20 protein-coding genes, 1 rRNA gene and 1 riboswitch are annotated in these 21,546 nt (G+C 46.6%); of the genes, 6 read left to right on the top strand and 15 right to left on the bottom strand.

Going from position 1 to position 21,546, the window contains the following annotated elements; translation table 11 throughout:
* Positions 1 to 44: 44 nt before the first annotated feature.
* The 4 genes from QTO06_RS17340 to QTO06_RS17325 all read right to left on the bottom strand — a co-directional run bounded on the left by QTO06_RS17340 (position 45) and on the right by QTO06_RS17325 (position 2,437).
* Entirely contained in the window at positions 45 to 515 is a 471-nt protein-coding gene (locus tag QTO06_RS17340; protein WP_331409109.1) for an HAD family hydrolase, read from the bottom strand.
* A 169-nt stretch (positions 516 to 684) separates the two neighbouring features.
* A complete protein-coding gene (locus QTO06_RS17335) occupies positions 685 to 1,149 on the bottom strand; it encodes a GNAT family N-acetyltransferase (RefSeq protein ID WP_331409108.1) in 465 nt (154 codons plus the stop codon).
* A gap of 9 nt (positions 1,150 to 1,158) precedes the next feature.
* A complete protein-coding gene (locus QTO06_RS17330; protein WP_331409107.1) occupies positions 1,159 to 1,890 on the bottom strand; it encodes an SDR family oxidoreductase in 732 nt (243 codons plus the stop codon).
* A gap of 28 nt (positions 1,891 to 1,918) precedes the next feature.
* Positions 1,919 to 2,437, bottom strand: a complete 519-nt coding sequence (locus QTO06_RS17325; RefSeq protein WP_331409106.1) for a GNAT family N-acetyltransferase — start codon at positions 2,435 to 2,437, stop codon at positions 1,919 to 1,921.
* A 264-nt stretch (positions 2,438 to 2,701) separates the two neighbouring features.
* Between QTO06_RS17325 and QTO06_RS17320 the strand changes: the two genes are divergently transcribed.
* Complete coding sequence (locus QTO06_RS17320; protein WP_009706835.1) at positions 2,702 to 3,796, top strand: NapC/NirT family cytochrome c; 1,095 nt, start codon at positions 2,702 to 2,704, stop codon at positions 3,794 to 3,796.
* Between the two features lie 23 nt (positions 3,797 to 3,819).
* The gene (locus QTO06_RS17315) at positions 3,820 to 6,267 is read left to right on the top strand and encodes a molybdopterin guanine dinucleotide-containing S/N-oxide reductase (protein ID WP_274291713.1); all 2,448 of its coding nucleotides are present in this window, start codon (positions 3,820 to 3,822) and stop codon (positions 6,265 to 6,267) included.
* Positions 6,268 to 6,344: 77 nt separating this feature from the next.
* Here QTO06_RS17315 and QTO06_RS17310 read toward each other — a convergent pair whose 3' ends face one another.
* From QTO06_RS17310 to thiD, 10 genes are all read right to left on the bottom strand, one after another.
* Positions 6,345 to 7,070 carry a phosphatase PAP2 family protein gene (locus tag QTO06_RS17310; protein ID WP_331409102.1) on the bottom strand — a complete coding sequence of 242 codons (726 nt, stop codon included), beginning with the start codon at positions 7,068 to 7,070 and terminating at the stop codon, positions 6,345 to 6,347.
* A 62-nt stretch (positions 7,071 to 7,132) separates the two neighbouring features.
* Positions 7,133 to 8,161, bottom strand: a complete 1,029-nt coding sequence (locus QTO06_RS17305; protein ID WP_331409101.1) for a helix-turn-helix domain-containing protein — start codon at positions 8,159 to 8,161, stop codon at positions 7,133 to 7,135.
* 69 nt (positions 8,162 to 8,230) lie between these two features.
* Positions 8,231 to 10,369 (bottom strand): glycoside hydrolase family 3 protein, encoded by a 2,139-nt coding sequence (locus tag QTO06_RS17300; protein ID WP_331409100.1) that lies wholly within the window; start codon positions 10,367 to 10,369, stop codon positions 8,231 to 8,233.
* 260 nt (positions 10,370 to 10,629) lie between these two features.
* Entirely contained in the window at positions 10,630 to 11,244 is a 615-nt protein-coding gene (thiE, locus tag QTO06_RS17295) for a thiamine phosphate synthase (RefSeq protein WP_331409099.1), read from the bottom strand.
* Positions 11,245 to 11,305: 61 nt separating this feature from the next.
* A complete protein-coding gene (gene thiM / locus QTO06_RS17290) occupies positions 11,306 to 12,097 on the bottom strand; it encodes a hydroxyethylthiazole kinase (protein ID WP_331409098.1) in 792 nt (263 codons plus the stop codon).
* A 12-nt stretch (positions 12,098 to 12,109) separates the two neighbouring features.
* Complete coding sequence (tenA, locus tag QTO06_RS17285) at positions 12,110 to 12,778, bottom strand: thiaminase II (RefSeq protein ID WP_331409097.1); 669 nt, start codon at positions 12,776 to 12,778, stop codon at positions 12,110 to 12,112.
* 54 nt (positions 12,779 to 12,832) lie between these two features.
* Complete coding sequence (locus QTO06_RS17280; RefSeq protein ID WP_331409096.1) at positions 12,833 to 13,783, bottom strand: ABC transporter substrate-binding protein; 951 nt, start codon at positions 13,781 to 13,783, stop codon at positions 12,833 to 12,835.
* 47 nt (positions 13,784 to 13,830) lie between these two features.
* Entirely contained in the window at positions 13,831 to 14,631 is an 801-nt protein-coding gene (locus QTO06_RS17275; RefSeq protein ID WP_038894371.1) for an ABC transporter permease, read from the bottom strand.
* Positions 14,624 to 15,379, bottom strand: a complete 756-nt coding sequence (locus QTO06_RS17270) for an ABC transporter ATP-binding protein (protein WP_331409095.1) — start codon at positions 15,377 to 15,379, stop codon at positions 14,624 to 14,626. Before QTO06_RS17270 ends, QTO06_RS17275 begins: the two co-directional genes overlap by 8 nt.
* Complete coding sequence (gene thiD / locus QTO06_RS17265; RefSeq protein WP_331409094.1) at positions 15,369 to 16,256, bottom strand: bifunctional hydroxymethylpyrimidine kinase/phosphomethylpyrimidine kinase; 888 nt, start codon at positions 16,254 to 16,256, stop codon at positions 15,369 to 15,371. Before thiD ends, QTO06_RS17270 begins: the two co-directional genes overlap by 11 nt.
* 104 nt (positions 16,257 to 16,360) lie before the next feature.
* Positions 16,361 to 16,471: riboswitch (TPP riboswitch) on the bottom strand.
* A 356-nt stretch (positions 16,472 to 16,827) separates the two neighbouring features.
* Between thiD and QTO06_RS17260 the strand changes: the two genes are divergently transcribed.
* Together QTO06_RS17260 and QTO06_RS17255 are read left to right on the top strand one after the other, a co-directional pair.
* Positions 16,828 to 18,213: a TldD/PmbA family protein gene (locus QTO06_RS17260; RefSeq protein ID WP_331409093.1), complete on the top strand. Its 1,386-nt coding sequence runs from the start codon at positions 16,828 to 16,830 to the stop codon at positions 18,211 to 18,213.
* Positions 18,213 to 19,556: a TldD/PmbA family protein gene (locus QTO06_RS17255; protein ID WP_331409091.1), complete on the top strand. Its 1,344-nt coding sequence runs from the start codon at positions 18,213 to 18,215 to the stop codon at positions 19,554 to 19,556. The genes QTO06_RS17260 and QTO06_RS17255 overlap by 1 nt, the downstream gene beginning before the upstream one ends.
* A 77-nt stretch (positions 19,557 to 19,633) precedes the next feature.
* Here QTO06_RS17255 and trmY read toward each other — a convergent pair whose 3' ends face one another.
* Positions 19,634 to 20,233 carry a tRNA (pseudouridine(54)-N(1))-methyltransferase TrmY gene (trmY, locus tag QTO06_RS17250; protein WP_005374282.1) on the bottom strand — a complete coding sequence of 200 codons (600 nt, stop codon included), beginning with the start codon at positions 20,231 to 20,233 and terminating at the stop codon, positions 19,634 to 19,636.
* A 158-nt stretch (positions 20,234 to 20,391) separates the two neighbouring features.
* On the opposite strand from trmY, the gene QTO06_RS17245 reads away from it, so the two are divergent.
* The gene (locus tag QTO06_RS17245; protein ID WP_045414954.1) at positions 20,392 to 20,916 is read left to right on the top strand and encodes a DUF3087 domain-containing protein; all 525 of its coding nucleotides are present in this window, start codon (positions 20,392 to 20,394) and stop codon (positions 20,914 to 20,916) included.
* 483 nt (positions 20,917 to 21,399) lie between these two features.
* A 16S ribosomal RNA gene (locus tag QTO06_RS17240) occupies positions 21,400 to 21,546 on the top strand; the annotation flags it as partial.

Genomic DNA, 21,546 nt, shown 5'->3' with positions numbered 1-21,546 from the left:
GTGCATAAAGTTTAGTGGCTCAAGTGCATTTGTGCGTACGTTGGTCAGGTGCTTAGCAACTCAGACAAACAACGTATTTGATTTGGGATGGGGTTGCTTGGCGCAGGGAGGTCATGAGGATTGAACCAAACGACGTTTAACCCTGCGTCCATTGCTGGGTAAATGTCTTTTTCTGGTAAGTCGCCAACCATGGTAAGTTGGCTCGCCTCAACGCCCAATTGTTTTGCGACCGCAAGATAAAAATCAGGCTGATTCTTGGCAATCCCAAGGTTTGCAAAGCAAAAGTAGCCAGAAAGGTATTGGTCGAGCCCGACTCGTTGAAAGGCTTTTTGCACATCTTCCATCGCGGAATCTGATGCGCTGGTCGCGATATAAACTTGGTGATGTAGTGTGAGTTGAGCCAGAGTCTCTTTGGCTTGAGGAACGGTTTCAACGTGTTCCCAATCGCACATTTTTCCTTGTGCGTGAGGAAAATCGACCATCAAGGTGTTTCCCCAATCGAAAAGATAAATCATGTTCGAATCTCCTTTATACCCAAGTCAACTCGCTCTGAATCCTGCATCTTGAAGTCACTTGGGTATATCCGTACATCATATCGTCTTTTCGAAAAGGGAAGGAAAGCGCGAAAGATAAATGCGATTCACGTTAGCTTTAACGCTGAAATTCGCTTAAATGTCGTGATCGTTACAAACATTTCATCATAAGACGGGAGTTGGGAGCAAAGCCCAGTTTGTCGTAAAACTGTTGCGCATTGTGGTTAAACTCCATGACTTCTAAGCGGACTTGAGTTGCACCTGACTCGCGTGCCCATTGCTCAACGGCCGTCATTAAGGCTCGTCCAACGCCTTTTGACTTCTGATTTTCATCGACGACGATGGTGCCAATGCGGCAAATCGGGTCTTTGATTAAAAAGCTGATAGTTTCATTTTGGGTAATGGTCGCAGTGATAAAGCCAAGTGCTTGTTGACCTTCTTCGGCTATGAGCACCAATCGAGCATCATCGGCCAGCGCATCTGCGAGAAAGGCTCTGTCTTCTTCAGAAGGCGGAACAAAAGTATGTGGCGCATGACGAAAGTGAAGTTCGCTAATTTGCGTGTTTAATACAAGGAGCGAATTGAGATCGTCGGGTGTCGCTGATCTGATTTTCATTACTGTTCCTTAATTTCCGCCAGCTAGATCGATAAACGAACCTGTGACATAAGACGCTTCATCACTGAGTAGCCACGCGATGGCATTGGCCACTTCGTCTACCGTGCCTCCTCGTTTGAGAGGGATTTTCTCACTGAGCCTGTCGACTCGATTCGGCTCGCCGCCATCGGCATGGATGTCGGTATAAATGCAGCCTGGGCGAACACCGTTTACACGGATGTTTTGTTCCGCCAACTCTAACGATAGCCCCTTGGTGAGCGAATCCATTGCACCTTTTGAGGCGGCGTAATCAACGTATTCAAATGGTGCACCAGAGCGGGATGCGGCAGAAGAAACATTAACGATCGCATTGCCAGATTCAAATCGTTTTGCTGCTTCTCTACAACAAAGAAAGCAGCTCGTCACATTAGCGTTCATAACAGTTTGGAATCGCTCAAGGCTCATGTCCGCAAGACGAGACTGGGTGAATAAGATGCCCACGTTGTTGACGAGATGAGTGACCTTTCCGAGTGCTTGTTCGGTTTGTTCAAACAATGAGAGCACCTGCTGCTCATCGGAAACATCCGTTTTGATGGCGATGGCTTTACCGCCAACCTCCTCAATCTCACGAACAACTTGCGCGGCAGCCTCGGCTTGTGCGCGATAGTTAACGCATACGGCATAGCCTTGTTTGGCGAGTAATTTGGCGGTTGCGGCTCCGATGCCTCGGCTTGCGCCTGTGATAATGACTACTTTCTGCAAAACACGTCCTTATTGTTTGTCGTGAATATTATTTTTGTAATGAATAGAGCTTATCTGCGTACTTTTTCCCGCCTATTTCATAGGCTTCGGGGATGGTCTCGGTGAGTTTGAAGCCACATTTTTCCAGCACTCGCTCAGAGCCAATATTGCCCCCTGTGACCGTGGCGGAAAACTGATAAATCTTGTGTTGCTCAAACGCCCACTCAATCACACCGGTAAGGGATTCCGTACCAAACTGTTGGCCATAAAATTCTGGCAGTAACAAATACCCGACTTCTGCAATGCCATCTTGCAACACAAAGCCAGTGATGCCGATTGGTCGTGTGCTTTGTTTTTCATAAATCACCAAACATAACCAATGCTCGCTTTGCGGTGTCCATGCAGGTAACCGTGATTCGAACTTTTGGCGCATTTCGTCTTCGGTCGGCGGGTCAAAACAAAGTGCAATGATTTGTGGTTCGCTACTCAAGCGGCGATACAGATCCCAATCACTTTTCGTTAGCGGTTTAAGCTCAGTTCTTGGGGTGGAAATGGGTAGAGATAACACGTTTTAATCGCCTCCATGTGATCGAGTTTTCATATCTCACACAAACATATCAAAAGTGCTTTGATAAACAATATCTATCGTTATGGCGAATGGGTTCGGTCAAGAAAGATTTTTTAGAAAAATGGAATATGCCAAGGAGTCTCTCAATAACGAAAAATAAGTCACCACCTAGGGTGTACGTATGACTCAGATCAATTACCAGATACTACTAAAGAGGTAAATATGCGACAAAGCATGTGAATTTGTGAGTATTTATTTCTAATTATGTCAATTAAAAAACGTTATATCGCCGCAATGGTGGCAGTGGGTATTGGTGTGGGCTGGCTAACTCTAGGTGGCACCGCAGCAGTGATGCATTACACATCGGACACTGAGTTCTGTCTCTCTTGTCACTCTATGGAAATCCCTTACAAAGAGTATCAAGGCTCAGTGCACTTCAGTAACGCCAAAGGTATTCGCGCAGAATGTTCGGACTGTCACATTCCGAAAGAGCCAATGGATTACTTGGTCACTAAGATCCGAGCTTCAAAAGACATCTACCATGAGTTTGTAACAGGTAAGATCGACACGCCAGAGAAGTACGAAGCACACCGTACTGAACTTGCAGAGATGGTTTGGGAGCAGTTCCGTGAAAACGATTCGGCAACCTGTCGTTCTTGTCACGACTTCGATGCAATGGAAGAGTTCGAGCAATCACGTGATGCGGCGAAGATGCACGCATACGGCAAAGCGAATGACCAAACGTGTATCGACTGTCACAAAGGCGTAGCGCACTTTGCTCCAGAAGCGGAACTTGATAGCAAGGCGTTTGAAACACTGATGAGCTTCACAACCAAAACAGCAGCTGACGCGAAAGTGGTTTACCCAGTGACGTCTATCAGCATGGGTGATTTTGGTACAGTGAACCCAACAACCAAACTGAACGTTGTGAAAGCGGAAGGTGACAACCGCACTGTGAAGATCAATGCATTCCAAATGAAAGGCGCAGAGCAAGTGCTTTACATGGGTGAAGGTCAACGCGCGATTGTTGCAACACTATCTGAACAAGGCCAACAAGCAGTTGAAGCTGGCGAGTTCAAAGCAGACGTATACGGCAACGAGTGGCGTCCTGTTTCTCTAACGGCAACGATCGATTCTCCAGTGGTTGATACGCTAGAGCCGGTTTGGTCATACGCAGAAGAGTTGGACAACGTTTACTGTGCAACTTGTCACGCGAAAATTCCTTCAAATCACTTTACGGTGAACGCATGGGGTCCTGTAGCGAAGAGTATGGGTGATCGCACTGATATTTCAGCAGAAAACCTAGAAATTTTGACTAAGTTCTTCCAGCACCACGCGAAAGATGTGGTTGGTCACTAATAGATAAATAGAAGGATAAGATTATGACTAATTTAACTCGTCGCGGATTTCTAAAAGGCACTGGTCTAACTGCTGGTGCTCTGGCTTTCACTTCATTGACGCCAATGAGCGCGCTAGCATCTGATAAGCGTGGTTCAGGTGTACTTACAGCGGGTCGCATGGGCCCAATGCTGTGTGAAGTAAAAGACGGTAAGCTGGTTTCAACCACAAACGCATTGCCACAAACGGTACCAAACAGTCTTCAAACTACGGGCCCTGACCAAGTTCATACGAAAGCTCGTGTTAAGTACCCAATGGTACGTAAAGGCTACTTGGCAAACCCATCTGCGCCAGAAGGCGTGCGTGGTAGCGATGAATTCGTTCGCGTGTCTTGGGATGAAGTTTACAAACTGATTCACGAACAACACATGCGTATTCGTAAAGAACACGGCGCTGAATCTGTGTTTGCTGGTTCTTACGGCTGGCGTTCAAGTGGTGTGTTGCACAAAGCTCAAACGCTTCTACAACGTTACATGAGTATGGCGGGCGGTTACTCAGGTCACCTTGGTGATTACTCTACAGGTGCTGCACAGGTCATCATGCCGCACGTGGTAGGTTCTATTGAAGTTTACGAACAGCAAACGACTTACCCTGTGGTTCTTGAGCACAGTGACGTTGTGGTGCTTTGGGGTCTTAACCCAATCAACACACTGAAAATCGCTTGGAGCTCTACAGACTGTGCGGGCCTTGAGTTCTTCCATCAGCTTAAGAAGTCAGGTAAGACGGTTATCGCTATCGACCCAATGCGGTCAGAAACCATTGAGTTCTTCGGTGACAACGCACAGTGGATTGCTCCGCATCCAATGACGGACGTGGCGATGATGATGGGTATCGCGCATACGCTTGTGAAACAAGGTAAGCATGACAAAGAATTCCTAGCAAAATACACCACAGGTTACGACGTATTCGAAGCTTACCTAATGGGTAAAGAAGACGGCGTTGAGAAATCTGCAGAATGGGCATCTAAGATTTGTGGCGTGCCAGTTAAGCAACTTGAACTGCTTGCAGACATCTTCAGCAAAAACCGCACAATGCTTATGGCGGGCTGGGGTATGCAGCGTCAGCAATACGGTGAGCAACGTCACTGGATGCTGGTAACGCTAGCAACTATGCTGGGTCAAGTTGGTCTGCCGGGTGGTGGTTTTGGTTTCTCTTACCACTACTCAAATGGCGGTAACCCTTCACGTGATGCGGGTGTACTTCCTGCTATTTCTGCGTCTCTTGGCGGCGGCTCTTCTGCAGGTAACGACTGGGCGGTTTCTGGTTCGGTTAACGCGTTCCCAGTGGCACGTATTGTTGAAGCACTAGAAAACCCAGGCATGAGCTACCACCACAATGGTCATGAGTTAACGTTCCCTGAGATCAAGATGATTTGGTGGGCAGGCGGTGCGAACTTTACTCACCACCAAGACACTAACCGTCTGATCAAAGCGTGGCAAAAACCAGAGCTTATCGTTATCTCTGAACCATACTGGACAGCGGCAGCGAAGCACGCGGATATTGTTCTACCTATCACTACATCGTTCGAGCGTAACGATATGACCATGACAGGTGACTACAGTAACCAACACCTAGTGCCAATGAAGCAAGTGGTTGAGCCTCAAGGTGAAGCTCGTAACGACTTCGATGTATTCGCGGACATGGCTGAGCTACTTGCTCCGGGTGGTCGTGATGTTTACACCGAAGGCAAAACGGAAATGGAATGGTTGTACGGCTTCTACAAAGTAGCGCAGCAAGGCGGCCGTGGTCAACGCATCGCAATGCCAAACTTCAGCAAGTTCTGGGAAGATAACCAGTTGATCGAAATGAAGTGGAACGAGAAGAACGCGCAGTTCGTTCGTTACGCTGAATTCCGTGAAAACCCAATTATGAGCCCACTAGGTACGCCAAGTGGTAAGTTCGAGATCTTCTCTAAGACGATTGAAGGTTACCAGCTAGAAGACTGTCCTCCACACCCAACATGGATGGAGCCAACAGAGTACACGGGTAACGCAACGGATGGTGAACTTCAGCTAATGACAGCGCACGCGGCGCATCGTCTACACAGCCAGTTCAACTACGCGAAGATTCGTGAAGAGTACGCGATTGCTGACCGTGAGCCGATTTCTATCCACCCAGAAGACGCAAAAGCGCGTGGCATTAAGACCGGCGATCTTGTTCGTGCTTTCAATGGCCGTGGTCAAGTTCTGGTTGGTGCATTGGTGACTGATGGCATCAAGCAAGGCTCAGTATGTATCCACGAAGGTGGCTGGCCAGATCTAGACCCGAAAACAGGCATCTGTAAAAACGGTGGTTGTAACGTTCTAACGCTCGATATTCCAACCTCTCGCCTTGCGAACGGTTGTGCGGCGAACTCAGCATTGGTTCGTATCGAGAAGTACGAAGGCCCAGTGCTAGAGCTAACGGCATTCACACCGCCTAAGAACGGTTAAGCTCAGTCAGAACCTAAGATACAAAACTAAAAAAGCCAGCAACTTGCTGGCTTCTTTTTTATCTGTTTTTCAGATCTTTACTTGGTCGTTAAGGCAACGAAAGGCGCTTTTTTAGTAATTTGAAATGTCGGCAGCAAAGTAAACACGATGGCTACAAATACCACTGAACCAATCAAATCCTCAATCCGGTGCATGCCTAGCCATAAGCGACTGTACGCCACGCCCATGGCCCAGACCCATAGAGTAGCGGCAGAGAAATAGCACTTATTCTGCAAAAATAACCCACCAAAGAAGGCTAAACAGATAGAAACGAAAATCGTATGACCAGATGGGAAGGAATAGTCTTTTTCACCTTGCCAGTGACGAGTGCGCCATTCGCTAACTTTCTTAGAAATCTGCCCAATCACATTCGCTTGCTGAGCAGTTTCTAGTTGATAAAACGCTTCTGGAGTTTCAACTAACTGCTCCGCTGCTAATAATTCTGTGTAAGGACGCGGGCTTTCTGTCATAAGCTTTAAGCCTGTTTTGCTGGCAAAGCCAATCACCAATAACAACCCCAGCATGGACAGTTTTTGCATCCAATCAGACTGACTTGGTTTGAAGCGGTAAAGCGACAATACCAACAGCGTCAGAGTGATCAAAAAGCCTTTACTGCCCGCAGAATCAGTTAGCAGAGTAAAGAGAATACCAGTGCCGTCAGAAACGTGAGAAGTAAGATCGTGATACGAGGCAAACAGCGAAAGTGGGATGATGCCAAGAGTGAACAAGGCGAGCATCATCAAACCATATTTTTTAGTTTTCATGAAAAGTCATACAGCAGTCGAAAATAGGCGGCTATCTTACGACAATCGATGTGAAAAACTTATCAACGCTCTGTCAATTCGGTCTTGTTTATTTTGCTGCGAATCTCCATTGGAGAAAGCCCAAAAGTGCGAATAGTAAAGCGATTGAGTGAGGACTGAGATTGAAAACCTAAACGCTCTGACAATGCGACAAGAGGAATCGATGTGTATGACAAAACTTCGTAGCATTTCTTTTGTTTAAATTGATTGAGCAATTGATCAAAGGTTTGCCCCTCTTGTTTAAGCTTTCGAGCAAGCGTCCAGCGAGAGAATCCCATTTGATTTAGGATTTTATTTGAAGCATGCATGAGCGAATCATGATGGTATAAGCGTTCTAAGGTCAGCATCACTAACTCAGTGGTATTTAGATCATTTAAGGACTCTAACTGGGCCAGTGAAGTTAACAAGCGCTGTTTAAGGTGCTGGTCTAGAAGAGGATTATTCGTTTTAAGCTGATGCTGTGCATAAGGGGCTTTTAGAATAAGTTGGTTTTGCTCTCCAGCTTCAATAGTGACACCGCTCGTTTGCTCAAAATCTTTGATATTCGGAATAAATTTATTGGACTGAATTCGCATTGAATCAGGAGGAAGAGACAAAGTAGTGAGTGCTTTAGCAACAAAACACAAGTTAAGTATAGGGCCATAAATATCGACAACCCCTTCATCTTGTACGTAATGGACAACAACATCACCTTGCGGTGCTATCCGATAATACAAGCGGTCACGTGAGCCCATAATCGGCTTGAACTGAACGTGACGGTGAATAGCTTCTGTCGCATTTGGTGCATTTAGTACGTAGGCAAATTCTGGATAAGCTTCCAATAACTCGGACGTGGAAATATCGTGCGCAGGTAAAGGGATCTCGTATTTTGCAACGATATAACAAAGCTCTTGAAAGTGCTTTTCTGAGACGTGTGCGACCTTATCTAAGCGATGATTTAACTTAGATAACTCTTCGCCTAACCCCTTTATGTGACGGTGTTGTGCGAGGTAGGTGTAAAGCCGTGTATAAACGTGCTGGTGGATATATTTCATCGAAGTTTTATTCAGCATGGTTTGGTAGCCAATCGGTGTACAAACCATGCTGATTTATTGAATTGCTAACTAGCGTAGCTAGGTTTGTTAATAGCTGAGACCATATCCAAATGGGTATAGTGTGATTGACGGATCTTCTTCATAAGAAGGAACATCTTCTTTACCTTTGGCAACCACCTCATCGGTCGATTTTGGAAGGCCGAAAGGTAACTTACCCTCTGGTTTCACTTTACCGGTGATGACATCAAAAAAGACAGAGTCCGATGTACCGAAGTTCGCCAAGATGATTGGCAGCTGATCGTTGATATTACCGAGGGCTGCTGGACGAATCATGAATACATCAAAAATTACTCGCTTACCTGAGTTGATAGCCTGATTAATGACACTGTAGACATTGCCACTATTGTAAATACAAGCTCCTAGGTTATCGGTCAAACCCTCATAACAAAGTTGTGCAGATTCTCCCGGTTCACGGTCAGGTTGCGTTTCGTAAGGACGCAATTGGAAGTCTTCCTGTGCTATAAAACCAAGCTCGCCAGACGGCATAGCGACCCCAAATGGGAACCATGCCGTGGCGAGAGTGGCGGGGGTTTGCGTACGAATAATGATAGTGTCAGCATCTGCCATGTTTTCTACGACGTTTAAGCCGTATTGTTGTGCGTTGTCGACAATGCTTGGTTGTTCTGTACCACCATAGTTGGCGTAGACATACACTTTACCTAACTCCTCTACCGATAAAGGCAATGTGTTGTTGTCGTTTTTCAACAAGGTAACGGAGCGTCCTTGAGATTCGATACCCAGCTCTTGGAACTCTGTTTTACCGACCACATCATTGACCTTGGCGACATCAACAAATGGGGCTTCAAACAAACCTTGTTTGAACTTATTCGTCAGGATTCGATTTACTGATAAGTCGATGCGCTCTTGGGTAAGACGCCCGCTCTCAATATTCGCAAGCAATAAAGCTGGGTCATCGATACCCCCAAATTGGTCAATACCCGCATCGACAGAAGCAGCGAAACGCTCTGTTGAATCTTCGTCTTCTTTACCCCAAGGCATACCTAAGTAAGTGAACGGATTCTTCTCTGCATCTTCATGTGTGATGATCCCAGTTCGACATGTATCGACACAATCGTTAGCGACTAACCAATCTGATAGCAACACGCCATCGAAGTTTTCTTCGCCTCGAAGAATATCGGTCATGATGTATTTGCTGTAACCAAAGCCAACATTACCTTCACTTTCCGGCAGTTGTTCATAAGGAATTCCGTAATAAGGCATCACGCCCGCAACGCCAGCTTCAAAAGCGCCTTTAAATGGAATGCGGTGGTAGTCAAAGTTATTGCCCGGATAAACCTGATAGCGGCCAGCGAAATAGTGTGCATCCGCGCCATTTTCTTGTGGACCGCCACCTGCAAAATGTTTTACGACCGCCCAGACTCCATCTTTCGTCAGCTCGGTATTGTTGTGTTGTAAACCTTGGACATAGGCTTTGGTCATTTCTCGTGATAACTCAGCGTTTTCACCGAATGTACTGTTCACTCGCCCCCATCTTGGTTCGGTAGCGAGATCAGCGGTTGGGTGGAGTGCTTGGTTGATGCCGACGGCTAGGTATTCTTGACGAATGACATCGGCGAAGGTTTTAGTGAACTCAGCATCGCCAATCGCGGCTAAGCCGAGTGTCTCCGACCATTGTGAAAAATCGCCGGAAGAGACTGAAGTTCCTAATGCGGCATTAAAGTGGTTACGTGGGTCGGTTGAAATAGAAACGGGAATTCCTAAGCGAGTGTGTTCCGCCAATTCTTGAGCATGATTATTATCTTCTGCCATAAGAGTGGCATCGCCTTCTTGGCGAGTTATAAAGGTATTGAGGAAACGTTCTTGAATTAATGTGGTGTTGGTTATGCCATCGCCTTTAAAAACTAGTCTTGAGCTATCGCTGCTGAGCACGAATGTACCGTGCATCATCAAGCCTGCCTTTTCGGCGTTGTTCATCTGTTGAGTAAGATTCTCTGCGCGTTGTTTTGGGCTCAGTCGCCAATCCTCATAAGCGTCTAATTCGCCATTCTTATTATGATCCTTAAAGGTTAGCCCATCGACCGTGAGAAGATTGAGCGTTTTGGTTTCCAATGTTGGTATGGTGAGTTGTTCTGAATCTGATCCACAACCGCTAATGAGTAGGGTAGGCAGCGCAAAGACTAAGAGGTTTTTTCCAGAGGTTTTCATCGTTATTGCCTTTTATTTTGTTGTTTGGCGCAGTATGACTCTGGAGGTGAAGGAAAGTATTTCCTTTAGGGAGCAAGGTTTTGGCGTTCAGGTGCAGAATAGGGAAAGTGTGAGATTCTGTCAGAATGATTAGTATGATGAATATCTCGGTGCAAGGGAAGAGTCCACTTCTTCTTTGGTTTTCAATCGGTCTTTTAGAGCAGTGAAATACAGAGACCAAAGTGCTCATCCATAAGCGCTTTGTTCTGGAGTGAGCAGGGTTAGCGCATCAACCCTAACAGATATTTCGATGCGGCTTTTGGATCTTCCGCGTGGCAAATTGCTGAAACCAAAGCCAAGCCATGAACACCAGTTGCGCTTAGCTGAGGAATGTTACTCTCATTAATACCGCCAATAGCAACAATCGGTAACGAAGTGGTCTCTAACGCCATCTTCAAACCATCAATACCCCAATGTTTTTGGGTGTTGGTTTTGGTTGGCGTTGCGAATATCGCACTCAAACCGATGTAATCAATCGGAAGAGAGTCCGCTTCTGCAAGCTGCTCTTCATTTTCGATGGATAAGCCGAGAATTTTGTTTGGTCCAATCAACTCACGAGCAACGGTTGCTGGCATATCTGATTGCCCGAGGTGAACCCCATCAGCATCAACTGCCAGTGCAACATCAACGCGGTCATTGATGATCAAAGGCACATCGGTATCTTTAAGGATGTCTTTCACGGCTTGAGCGCGTTCGATAAACGCACGCACATCGCCGTGTTTTTCGCGGACTTGTACCATGGTCACGCCACCTTCCACGGCTTTTCTCACAACACGCTTTAGTGTGGCTAAATCTTGTTGGTCATCGGTGACCAAATATAAACGATAGGCGTTCATTTTGTTTCCTTTTAGCCTCCCATCCAGATGGAATGAGAGGCCGGTACTCGTTAGAGAAAGCTTAACTCACTTGGAGTTTTAGGCGTTTTGCCAGCGTTTCTTCGTCCAACTGGTAAAGCTCATCCAACAGATTCATTTGCAGGCTACCTGGGCCGCGAGCTTGTTCCGCTGCAATCTCGCCAACAACGCCCAGTACCGCCGCTGCAGCAAGTCCGGTATCATCACCAACAGCAGCAAAAGCGCCTGTTAGAGCCGTTAATGTACAGCCCATTCCGGTTACATATGGCATCATCTCGTGACCATTGTTCAGTCGCACGGTTTGTTCCTTCGTGACGATGTAATCAGTCTCGCCAGAAATCACCACACTTGCACCATACTCTGCGACTAAGAAGTTGGCAGCGCCAAGTGCTGTGTCGCTGCTGTCTAACGCATCGACGCCTTTGCTTTGTGCTTGCTCGCCAGCGAGTGCAATGATTTCTGAGGCGTTACCACGAATGATGAGTTTGTCTGCAAGGCGTGCGATCTCACGTGATGTCTCTGTACGTAGTGAGCTTGCTCCGCAACCGACAGGGTCGAGTACAACGATTTTACCATTGGCATTGGCTTGTTCTACGGCATAGCTCATACGCGGTGTCCAAACGCTGTCTAGGGTTCCAATGTTGATAACCAGTGCGCCAGCGAACGACATCACCTCTACCATTTCTTGCTTGGAGTGCGCCATGATTGGAGAAGCGCCGATCGCCAATAGAGCGTTTGCCGTGTTGTTCATCACCACGTAGTTAGTGATGTTGACGACTAATGGCTTTTGCTGGCGCACTGCGGTTAATGCTTGGGTGATTTGTTCAATTAGCATGAGACTCTCCGATTAATCTTGCTGAGCGTTCAGGCCTTGTTGCCAGAATGCCGCTTCCATACGCGTTGCAGTTTTGAATACCTGAATCAGGTTTTGACCGCGCTGGCTATTGATATCGATTTCCGCTAATAACTGATTAAAGTGTTCTGCACCTTTTGCGACACCAGATTGGAATTCCTCACCACCGTAGAGGTTGATCCAACTTGCGTATGGATTGCCTTCGATTACTGTCTTTTCATCTTCAATCAGCATCTTACCGATTACGGCATAACCGATAGAGCATGGCGCTAGTGCCGCGTATAGATCAACAAGATCGCCCGTCATGCCAGCATCTAATACGTAGCGGGTGTAAGCCACAGTGCCGAAATCTTCTGGCTCGTTTTCTAAGTCGGATTCTGTCAGCCCCCATTGCTCACAGTAAGTCACATGGTGGGCGATTTCAGAATCGAGCAATGCATGTACGCTTGGGAGAGCACGGCGCATGTCATCCAAAGTACGCGCTTTGTAGATCGCTAATGCGTAAGCTCGTGCGTACTGCTTTAGGAACAGAAAATCCTGCTTTAGATAGTGCAGAAAACAAGGCTGAGCCAGAGTGCCTTGCGCCAATTGCTGCACGAAAGCATGCTCAGTGTATTCTTGCCAATCTTGGCGGCAAGCGTCGATCAAATCTTGGTATTTCATTATGGGTATCTCGTTATCAAAAGACCTTAGGCTTTGAGCCTAAGGTCAGTAGAATTAGTCAAAGCTCGGTACGTAATCTTTCGCTTTTGGCAGTGTCTCGATGATGTTTTGTGAATACATGAACTGCGCATAATCATCGTAGCGTTTCAGATCTACTGCAGATGGACGAAGAGCGAAACGAGTTAGCGTGTCATTCCAAGCGCGTTGGTTAAGCTCGTTGTTGAGGGTGTCTGGTGAATAAGCCACGAACTCTTTCCACGACTCTTTTGGATGGTTAACGATGTAAGTGGTTGCTTGCTCTAGTGCTTTGTTGAATGCCTTGATGGCTTGTTTGTCGTAGGTTTTTGCATTGGCTACGAAGACCAACTCGTCATACGCTGGCACGCCGTGTTCTTCAGGGAAGAAGGCCTTAGCTTTATAACCTTCTAGTGCCAGTTGGTTGGTTTCGAAGTTACGTAGACCGCCCCAAATCGCATCCACTTTGCCAGACGCAAGAGACGAAGACAGCGCCCAACCTACGTTGATGATTTGTACGTCAGAAAACTTCACGTTCTCTTGAGCTAGCATTGTGCCGATTGTCGCTTCTTCGTTGCCTGCGATCGCAATACCGATCTTCTTGCCTTTCAAGTCGCCAAGGTTTTCATTCTTACCGTTATCCAGCACCATCAGCGTGTTGAGTGGCGTAGCAATCAAAGTCGCAGAGCGGATTAGTGGCAAACCAGCCGCGACATCGATGGTCAGGCTTGGTTGGTAAGAAATCGCCATGTCGACCTTGCCAGCAGCGACCAACTTAGGAGGTGTACTTGGATCTGCAGGCTCTTGAATGTTGACCTTCAAACCTTGCTCTTTGAAGTAACCACGCTCTTTGGCAATCACGATAGGACCATGGTTTGGATTGACGAACCAATCCAACATCAGTGTCATCTCTTTTTCAGCGGCAAGCACGTTGGTTGATACCACTGAAGCGAGTAGAGCAGCAGCGCTCATAAGTTTGTTTTTATTCACGAGGTTCTTCCTTTTGTTTCCCAATTTCCTTCGGTTATTTTTTGCAATTATTTGCTTTCCCAAGGGATGGCTTTTTTCAATAATTTATCGGTGATGAAGTAGAGTGAGATAGACAGCACGGCGAGGATAAACAGCGCCGCAAACATCTCATCAATGATCATGCGAGCATTAGCTTGGAGCATCAGATAACCCAAGCCTTCACTTGAACCTACCCACTCACCGACCACTGCTCCAATTGGCGCAATAACGACGGCAACACGAATACCTGAAGCTAAAGTTGGTAGGGCGGCTGGCAATTGAATATGACGAAGTAACTGCCATTTAGACGCACCCATGGTCTTGGCAAGGTCGAGGTAACCTGTTGGTGTATTGCGCAAGCCGTCGTAGCAACATGTCGTGACGGGGAAAAAGATAATGATTGCCGCCATAACAACTTTTGAAGCAATGCCGTAACCCAACCAAAGCATGAGCACTGGCGCGATGGCGAACACAGGGATCGCTTGGCTAGCAATCAGAATTGGCAGTAACCAACGCTTCAGCGGCTCGAACATCAGCATTTGCAATGCGAACAGCAAACCCATCGATAACCCAAGCGCCAAACCAAGTAAGATCTCTTGCGCAGTAACCCAAGTATGTTTGAGCAGGACATCGTAACGAGTGACCAATCTATCCAGCACTTCAATTGGTGAAGGTAAGATGAAGCTTGGCATATCGAATATCACCACGACCAACTGCCACAATCCCAAGATCACCGCAGTGCTGATGACCAAGCGCAGAGCCGGATGTGTCACGCGTTCTTTTTTACCAATACGTGCCGAAACGGAGTTGTACTGAGTCATATCACTCATAGTCTTTCTCCAGTTGATCCAAAATCGCTTGTTGTAGCGCCGCGCATTCTCCATCGAGAACTCGTGGCGGCTTGGAGTCTGGAACAACCAAGTGCTGAGCTTGCGCAGGTGTACCTTGCAGTACATAGAGTTGGTGAGCTAATCGCACCGCTTCTTGTGGGTCGTGGGTAATCAGAACAACCGTCTTATCTTTCAGTAATTCGGCAGACAAGGTTTGCAACTTATGGCGAGTAACCGCGTCCAACGCAGAGAAAGGCTCATCCATCAGAACCAGAGGCTTGTCTTGCATCAGAGTGCGAGCAAGGGCAACGCGCTGTCTCATGCCCCCAGAGAGCTGAGCAGGCTTAGCATCAGCGTAATCGGCGAGTCCTACTTGGTGTAGTAAAGTCAGTGCGCGTTGTTTATTTTGCTCTGGTGATTGGTCTTGAGAAAATCGAGAACTGAGGCAGACGTTGTCTAACACATTTAACCACGGCAACAACAAGTCTTGTTGTGCCATGTAGGCGATACGTTCGTGTAGGGCGATACCATCCGTGGTAGTTAATTCACCATGCCATTCGACTTTGTCGTCTAACAACCCGGCTAGATAACGAAGGATTGTCGTTTTTCCGCAACCACTGCGACCAAGTAACACAGTCCATCGATTGGCAGGGATGGTCATACTCAACCCTGCTAATGTTGGTGTTTGGCTGTCTTTGTATTGCAGACTTGCTTCGGTAAGCTGAATGCCGAGTGCATTAGCGCACATCTTTACTTTTCCCAAAATTAGGACCTGCAAAAAAATGGTTCACAGGACCATGACCTTTACCGACATCCAATTCGTCAGCGTGTGCGATAGCTTGGCTGATGTACTGCTTACCAAGGTGCACCGCTTTGTGCAGGTTGTTGCCTTGACCAAGGTAAGACGCGATAGCAGAAGACAGTGTGCAGCCTGTGCCATGGGTGTTTTTGGTTGGAAAGCGTTTAGCGCTAATCAGTTCAGAGCTGTCTGGCATGATCAGTAGATCGTTGCTGTTTTCGTCCTTTTCCAGATGACCGCCTTTTAACAGCACCGCTTTTGCCCCTAATGCGCGCAAGTCAGCAATCATATCGTTCATTTCAGATTCTGATTGAGGCACTGCCTTACCCGTCAATGCTGCGCCTTCGGGTAGGTTAGGGGTAATGATGTCTGCAAGCGGAATCAATTCTTCTTTTAAAGTGCTGATTGCCGACTGTTCCAGTAATAGATCACCGCTGGTGGCCACCATTACAGGGTCAATCACGAGGTGTTTTGGCTGGTATTGTTTAATTTTGTTGGCAACAACTTTGATGATGTTGGAATCTGCCAGCATGCCTACTTTGACTGCAACGATGTTGAGGTCGGTAAATACCGCATCGAGTTGGCTCTCTACATGGTCGAGAGGAATGGGGAAAATCGCAGAAACGCCTTGGGTATTTTGCGAAGTAATCGCCGTGATTACCGAGCAAGCAAAACTGCCGGTTGCGGACATTGCTTTGATGTCGGCTTGAATGCCTGCGCCGCCGCCACTATCAGAACCTGCAATCGTCAACACAATCGGTGTGTCTGTTGAAGTTGCTGCTTGTGGCTGTGTTGATGGTTTTTCTTGGCTTGACTGCTGCGCCATGGTCGCTCCTATTACAGACGTAAAGGAACTGACTTAGCCATTGAAGATCGGTGTATGGATCCGTTGAGGCTAGCTGCGTCGATACAGACTTGAAGCAGGCTAGTGGCAAAGTGATGATAGTTCCCTACGTCAGTGCTAACTGAATCAGGTTCAACGGGTCTCGAATTTCGATCTCAGCCGACGCATTCACTGCATGGGCCCCCCGACTATTTCGTCAAGATAATAGCAGTTCACTCAGTTACGGTGCACGTGTTTTTTCCGGCCAAGAGGGGGCAATCGATTAAATATGAGACTTGAGAGCAGTAACGAGAGACCAGAATTTAGCGTAAATAACGTGCTGCATTGAAACTGGCAGTTCAAGACACTATCTAATAGTGAGATGTCGACATAATACGTAACGAATCGTTCTTTGACTTAGCAAGGATTAGCATAAAACAAGGTTAAAAAAGTGTTAATATTTAACGCGTTGCCAATATGCTTTTGAGTCATCTAATTTAGGTTATGACTGTTATAAACAGAGTCTAACTCAAAGGTGGGGAAGGCTAGGACGATCAACGAGCAAGGAGATTTCATGCTTAATTCTGTAACAGCGAAAGCGGTGATCGATCATGCCCTCTTTTTAGGGGCTGATTTCGCTGAGCTATTCGTTGAACACCATCAAACCAACACTGTCCAGATCGCTTCTGGTGAGGTGGACAAGGTTAACTCGGGTATCGATTTTGGTATCGGTATTCGTCTCTTCTTCGGTCATAAAGTGCTTTACGGTTACACCAACAGCACAGATGAAACCGAACTTAAACGCGTAACCTCACTGCTTGCTGCAAAAGATAAGCGTGAGCAAATCGCGTCAGCAGGTTCTCTCAATCTGAACCGCTACCCAATTCAACATGGTTGTCGTATGCCACTTGGCAAAGACGCTAACCTAGATTCTAAAATCGCTTTCCTATTGCAAGTTGACCAAGCCGCTCGTGCTGAGAGTGAACATATCAGCCAGTTCATTGGCAGTGTGCTTCAGCGTGAACAACAAGTGTCTATCTTCAACTCAGAAGGTCTACACGTTGACGATACCCGTCACTACATACGAGTTGCTGGTAATACTGTCGCTCAAAAAGGTAATGAGCAGTCTTCTGGTATGGAAGGTCCTGGCGCTCTTGCTGGTTGGGAGTTCAGTGAACAGCTTGATGCGAAAGAGCTAGGTCAAACTATCGCGCAACAAGCGTTGGTAAAACTTGGCGCAGATGCTTGTCCATCGGGTGAAATGCCAGTGGTAATTGGTAACGGCTTTGGTGGCGTAATCTTCCACGAAGCTTGTGGCCACTTGCTAGAAACCACTTCAGTTGCGAAGAAGGCGTCCGTATTCCACGACAAGATGGGCGAAATGGTTGCTCACACCGCGGTGAATGCAGTAGATGATGGCACCATGACCAACGAATGGGGCTCGATTCACGTTGATGACGAAGGCATGAAGACTCAGCGCACTCAATTGATCAAAGACGGTAAGCTAACCAGCTTTATGGTTGATAAAATGGGTGGCATGAAGACAGGTTATGAGTCTACGGGGTCTGGTCGTCGCCAAAACTATAAGTTCGCACCAACCTCACGCATGCGTAACACCTTTATCGAAGAAGGCGAGCATTCACTTGATGACATGCTGGCAGGCATCGAACGTGGTATCTATGCGAAGAAGATGGGCGGTGGCTCGGTTCAACCAGGTACGGGTGAGTTTAACTTTGCTGTTCGTGAAGCTTACCTTATTGAAAATGGCAAAATCACCAAACCTCTGAAAACAGCAACGCTGATCAGCACGGGTCCAAAAGTGTTGAAAGAAATCAGCATGGTCGGCAAAGACATGGCGCTTGCGCCGGGCATGTGTGGTTCCGTGAGTGGTTCAGTGCCAACAACAGTCGGTCAGCCAACGCTGAAAGTAGATAACATTCTGGTAGGAGGCGGTAACTAATGAGCCAAGAACAACAACTTCTTAATGCGGTTGATTACGTCCTATCAGAAGCAAAACGCCAAGGCGCAGAAGCGGACGTCATTGTAAACCGCAACAGCAGCTTTTCTCTGAAAGCGAACCAAGGAAAGCTAGATGAGTACAAAGTAAGCTCAAGCCAAGTTCTGGGTGTTCGTGTTGTGAAAGATGCGCGCGTTGCAACAAGCTATTCTGAGTCGTTAGAGCAACCAAGCTTAGATTTGATGCTGACCAACGCACTGCAAAGCGCTCGCTTTTCCAAGCAAGATGAACATCAGACGATTAGTTGCGTGAACAGCGAAATCGCGACTGATGTTGCTGAGATTTCACAAGAAGATACAACTTCTGTTGATGACAAAATTGAACTGTCTCTCGCACTTGAGCAAGGCGTAGTCGCTCTGCCTCACGCTTCTAGCGCACCTTACAATGGTTACAGCGATGGCGAAACACAACTAATCATTGCCAATACTCAAGGCACATTGTGTCAACACTTCGAGCGCTCGTTCACCTGTTACGCGTATACCTTGTTTGAAAAAGATGGCAAACAGTCAATGGCGGGGAGAATGTCACTTGGTCGCCGTTTTGATGAGTTGAATCCAGCTTACTGTATAGAAGGTGGCTACAACCTTGCTCGTGATCTTCTGGAAGGCGCTCCGGTTGCGACAGGTAACTACCCTGCTATTTTCCACATCAATGCGCTAGCAAGTTTATTCGGAGCTTTTGGCAGTGCTTTCTCTGGTGTAAGCGCGATGAAAGGCATTACGCCACTGGGTGACAAGCTTGGTCAACGTGTTGCGAGTGATTTGATTACCTTTACTGATACGGCTTACATGCCAAATGGTATGGCAATCGCGAGTTTTGATAGTGAAGGCTTTGCTACTCAAGACAACGTGATGATTGCTAATGGTGAGTTGAAAACCTTGCTACACAACAGCCAGACCGCAAGTTACTTGGGCGCGGTCTCGACAGCAAGTGCCGCTCGCGGTGCAAAATCGAGCCTAGACGTATCAGCGAATCACAAAGTGATTGCGACAGGTAACAGCAATGCGTCAGAAGTAAAAGCGGGTGAGTACCTAGAGTTAGTCGAACTTCAAGGTGTCCATTCTGGGGCGGATGCAGTGAGTGGTGATTTCTCATTTGGTGCGAGTGGCTTCTTATGTCGTGATGGTGAGCGCATTCAACCTGTACGTGGTATTACAGTAGCGGGTAACTTCTACAAGATGCTGCAAGAAGTTGAGGCAGTAGGTGATACTCAGCTGATTAACGATAGCCGAACTTTCTTCTCGCCAGACGTTCGCTTTGCACGCTTGAGCATTGGTGGTAAGTAAACTTAGCATTCCTATAGAAACAAAAAGAGGACTCAATGGAGTCCTCTTTCTTTTATCGAATGATTAACTCGCGAGAATTAAAATTCGCGAATGTCCAACTCATTGTGGATCAATACCACACACTGAGAAGCGAAAAGCATCTTAGGACCTAAGCTGATTTTCTCTGTGCCAAGGCGCTTCAAGCTGTTAAAAGACTTCTTCGGCATCGGAATATGGTCGGTTAGCAAGAAACATGGGTTTCCACCGATTTCTGCATCACGAACAAATTCGCCTTTTTTATCCAACATATATAGTTGGTGATCTTCTGCCAGTTCTTGCACTAGGCGTTCAAAGCTGACAGTACGAACGGTGATACCAGGTTCGACTTCACGAAGTTGCTCTTTGCCCATACCAACCGATGCATCCAAAGCGCGAGCCACTGCTGCAATCAAGGTTGACTCATGGAAGCCGCCAATGTTGGTGATGTCATTGGAGCGAATAGTAATGGTGCGTGAGAAGTCTTTTGTGCTTTCTAAAACCAAGTGAACAACCACATCTTCACGGTGTGATTGAGCAACGAACATAGTGTTCATCATGGTATGAGCAAGAATCTCTGTATGCGCTTCATTACCAACACCTTCTAACAGTGCTTTGCTGGTGGTTGGCGCCGCGCGAGCTCGTAAAACAAAAGAGCGCATGAATTTAGCCTCTATATAGGAAGAGTGAATGCGCGGAAGTATATACCCAAGCAGGGAAGGGATGCGAGTTTAATAGCAAATGTGAACTTACTTACAAAGCTTCGATTGTCGTGCGGAGTGTGCTGGTTAGAATAGAGGCAACCTGTTAGGAGCGGTATATGGAAATCAAAAAAATAAACAAACAAGTCTATAGAAAGAAGGTCAACCTAGTGATTGGTGGCTTTGTTGCCTTGCTTGCTATCTCTTCTCTTGCTTTTAGTACGCTATTGATCGTTTTGTTCGGTAATACAGATGTAGTACCTGAACAGTCGACGGGGAACTTTCACTGGAACTTAATTGGTGTTGTGCTTGCCTTAGCTACTTCACTGTCTTTGCTGAACCAATTCAAAACACGCCCTTATATGGAAGAAGTGTTGTATGTTTGGAAACTCAAGCAGCTGCACAACAAGATCTTTCGCAAACTAAAAAGCATTAAAGCTGCTTCTGCTGAGCACGATGTAAAAGCGCTGACGATCCTTAAGTTCTACTACACGACTCAAAGTCAGGTGTTTGAGTTAGACAACAACACATTGACGATGAGCAGTGTAAATAAAGAATTAGAGGCAATTGAACAAATAGAAGCGGCGCAATCACTGGATCTGGATATCGCGAGCTTTGAAGAGGCTTGGATAGACACATATTGATTGCCTATTTGCTACGTTAAGTTAACAACTAAGTGCTAAAAATAAGCGTTTGAGTGAGATTTCATCACTCGACGCTTTTTTTTTAGTTTTTTTCTAAAAAAGGGTTGCCAAGAAAAATCATCTCCCTATAATGCGCCTCCGTTGTCATGGCAAAGCGGAAACGCAAAAGCGGTTGGCAATGAGGCGAAAGAAAAGCTTCTAAAAATTAATTTAAAAAAGTGTTTGACACTAAGAATTAATTCCTTAGAATACGCCTCCGCTTCGATAGCAAAGCTTACGAAGCAAGCTCTTTAACAATATAGACCTATCAATCTGTGTGGGCACTCGTTGATGATAATCCAATTAGATGTTTCTTTCTTAACGGAAAGCGGTATCAAATTAGGTTTCAATGAAACGAAGTGACCATTGAATCGAAAGATTCAGCACAGTCAATTCAAACATTACTTATGTAATGTTCAGTATTCATTGGGCCGACAAAATCTTAAATTGAAGAGTTTGATCATGGCTCAGATTGAACGCTGGCGGCAGGCCTAACACATGCAAGTCGAGCGGAAACGAGTTATCTGAACCTTCGGGGAACGATAACGGCGTCGAGCGGCGGACGGGTGAGTAATGCCTAGGAAATTGCCC

It is taken from the genome of Vibrio sp. M260121 (assembly GCF_036533715.1).
Taxonomy (GTDB): Bacteria; Pseudomonadota; Gammaproteobacteria; order Enterobacterales; family Vibrionaceae; genus Vibrio.
Note: the sequence above shows the minus strand (reverse complement) of the source record. Positions and strands in the feature narration are given on the sequence as shown.

What these genes read in the sequence shown, in the direction of transcription:
- thiE (WP_331409099.1), bottom strand. Translation starts at nt 11,244, where the DNA reads ATGAACGCCTATCGTTTATATTTGGTCACCGATGACCAACAAGATTTA.
- QTO06_RS17260 (WP_331409093.1), top strand. Translation starts at nt 16,828, where the DNA reads ATGCTTAATTCTGTAACAGCGAAAGCGGTGATCGATCATGCCCTCTTT.
- thiM (WP_331409098.1), bottom strand. Translation starts at nt 12,097, where the DNA reads ATGCTAATTGAACAAATCACCCAAGCATTAACCGCAGTGCGCCAGCAA.
- QTO06_RS17300 (WP_331409100.1), bottom strand. Translation starts at nt 10,369, where the DNA reads ATGAAAACCTCTGGAAAAAACCTCTTAGTCTTTGCGCTGCCTACCCTA.
- QTO06_RS17305 (WP_331409101.1), bottom strand. Translation starts at nt 8,161, where the DNA reads ATGCTGAATAAAACTTCGATGAAATATATCCACCAGCACGTTTATACA.
- QTO06_RS17245 (WP_045414954.1), top strand. Translation starts at nt 20,392, where the DNA reads ATGGAAATCAAAAAAATAAACAAACAAGTCTATAGAAAGAAGGTCAAC.
- QTO06_RS17320 (WP_009706835.1), top strand. Translation starts at nt 2,702, where the DNA reads ATGTCAATTAAAAAACGTTATATCGCCGCAATGGTGGCAGTGGGTATT.
- QTO06_RS17335 (WP_331409108.1), bottom strand. Translation starts at nt 1,149, where the DNA reads ATGAAAATCAGATCAGCGACACCCGACGATCTCAATTCGCTCCTTGTA.
- QTO06_RS17315 (WP_274291713.1), top strand. Translation starts at nt 3,820, where the DNA reads ATGACTAATTTAACTCGTCGCGGATTTCTAAAAGGCACTGGTCTAACT.
- QTO06_RS17310 (WP_331409102.1), bottom strand. Translation starts at nt 7,070, where the DNA reads ATGAAAACTAAAAAATATGGTTTGATGATGCTCGCCTTGTTCACTCTT.
- QTO06_RS17255 (WP_331409091.1), top strand. Translation starts at nt 18,213, where the DNA reads ATGAGCCAAGAACAACAACTTCTTAATGCGGTTGATTACGTCCTATCA.
- trmY (WP_005374282.1), bottom strand. Translation starts at nt 20,233, where the DNA reads ATGCGCTCTTTTGTTTTACGAGCTCGCGCGGCGCCAACCACCAGCAAA.
- thiD (WP_331409094.1), bottom strand. Translation starts at nt 16,256, where the DNA reads ATGGCGCAGCAGTCAAGCCAAGAAAAACCATCAACACAGCCACAAGCA.
- tenA (WP_331409097.1), bottom strand. Translation starts at nt 12,778, where the DNA reads ATGAAATACCAAGATTTGATCGACGCTTGCCGCCAAGATTGGCAAGAA.
- QTO06_RS17340 (WP_331409109.1), bottom strand. Translation starts at nt 515, where the DNA reads ATGATTTATCTTTTCGATTGGGGAAACACCTTGATGGTCGATTTTCCT.
- QTO06_RS17275 (WP_038894371.1), bottom strand. Translation starts at nt 14,631, where the DNA reads ATGAGTGATATGACTCAGTACAACTCCGTTTCGGCACGTATTGGTAAA.
- QTO06_RS17270 (WP_331409095.1), bottom strand. Translation starts at nt 15,379, where the DNA reads ATGTGCGCTAATGCACTCGGCATTCAGCTTACCGAAGCAAGTCTGCAA.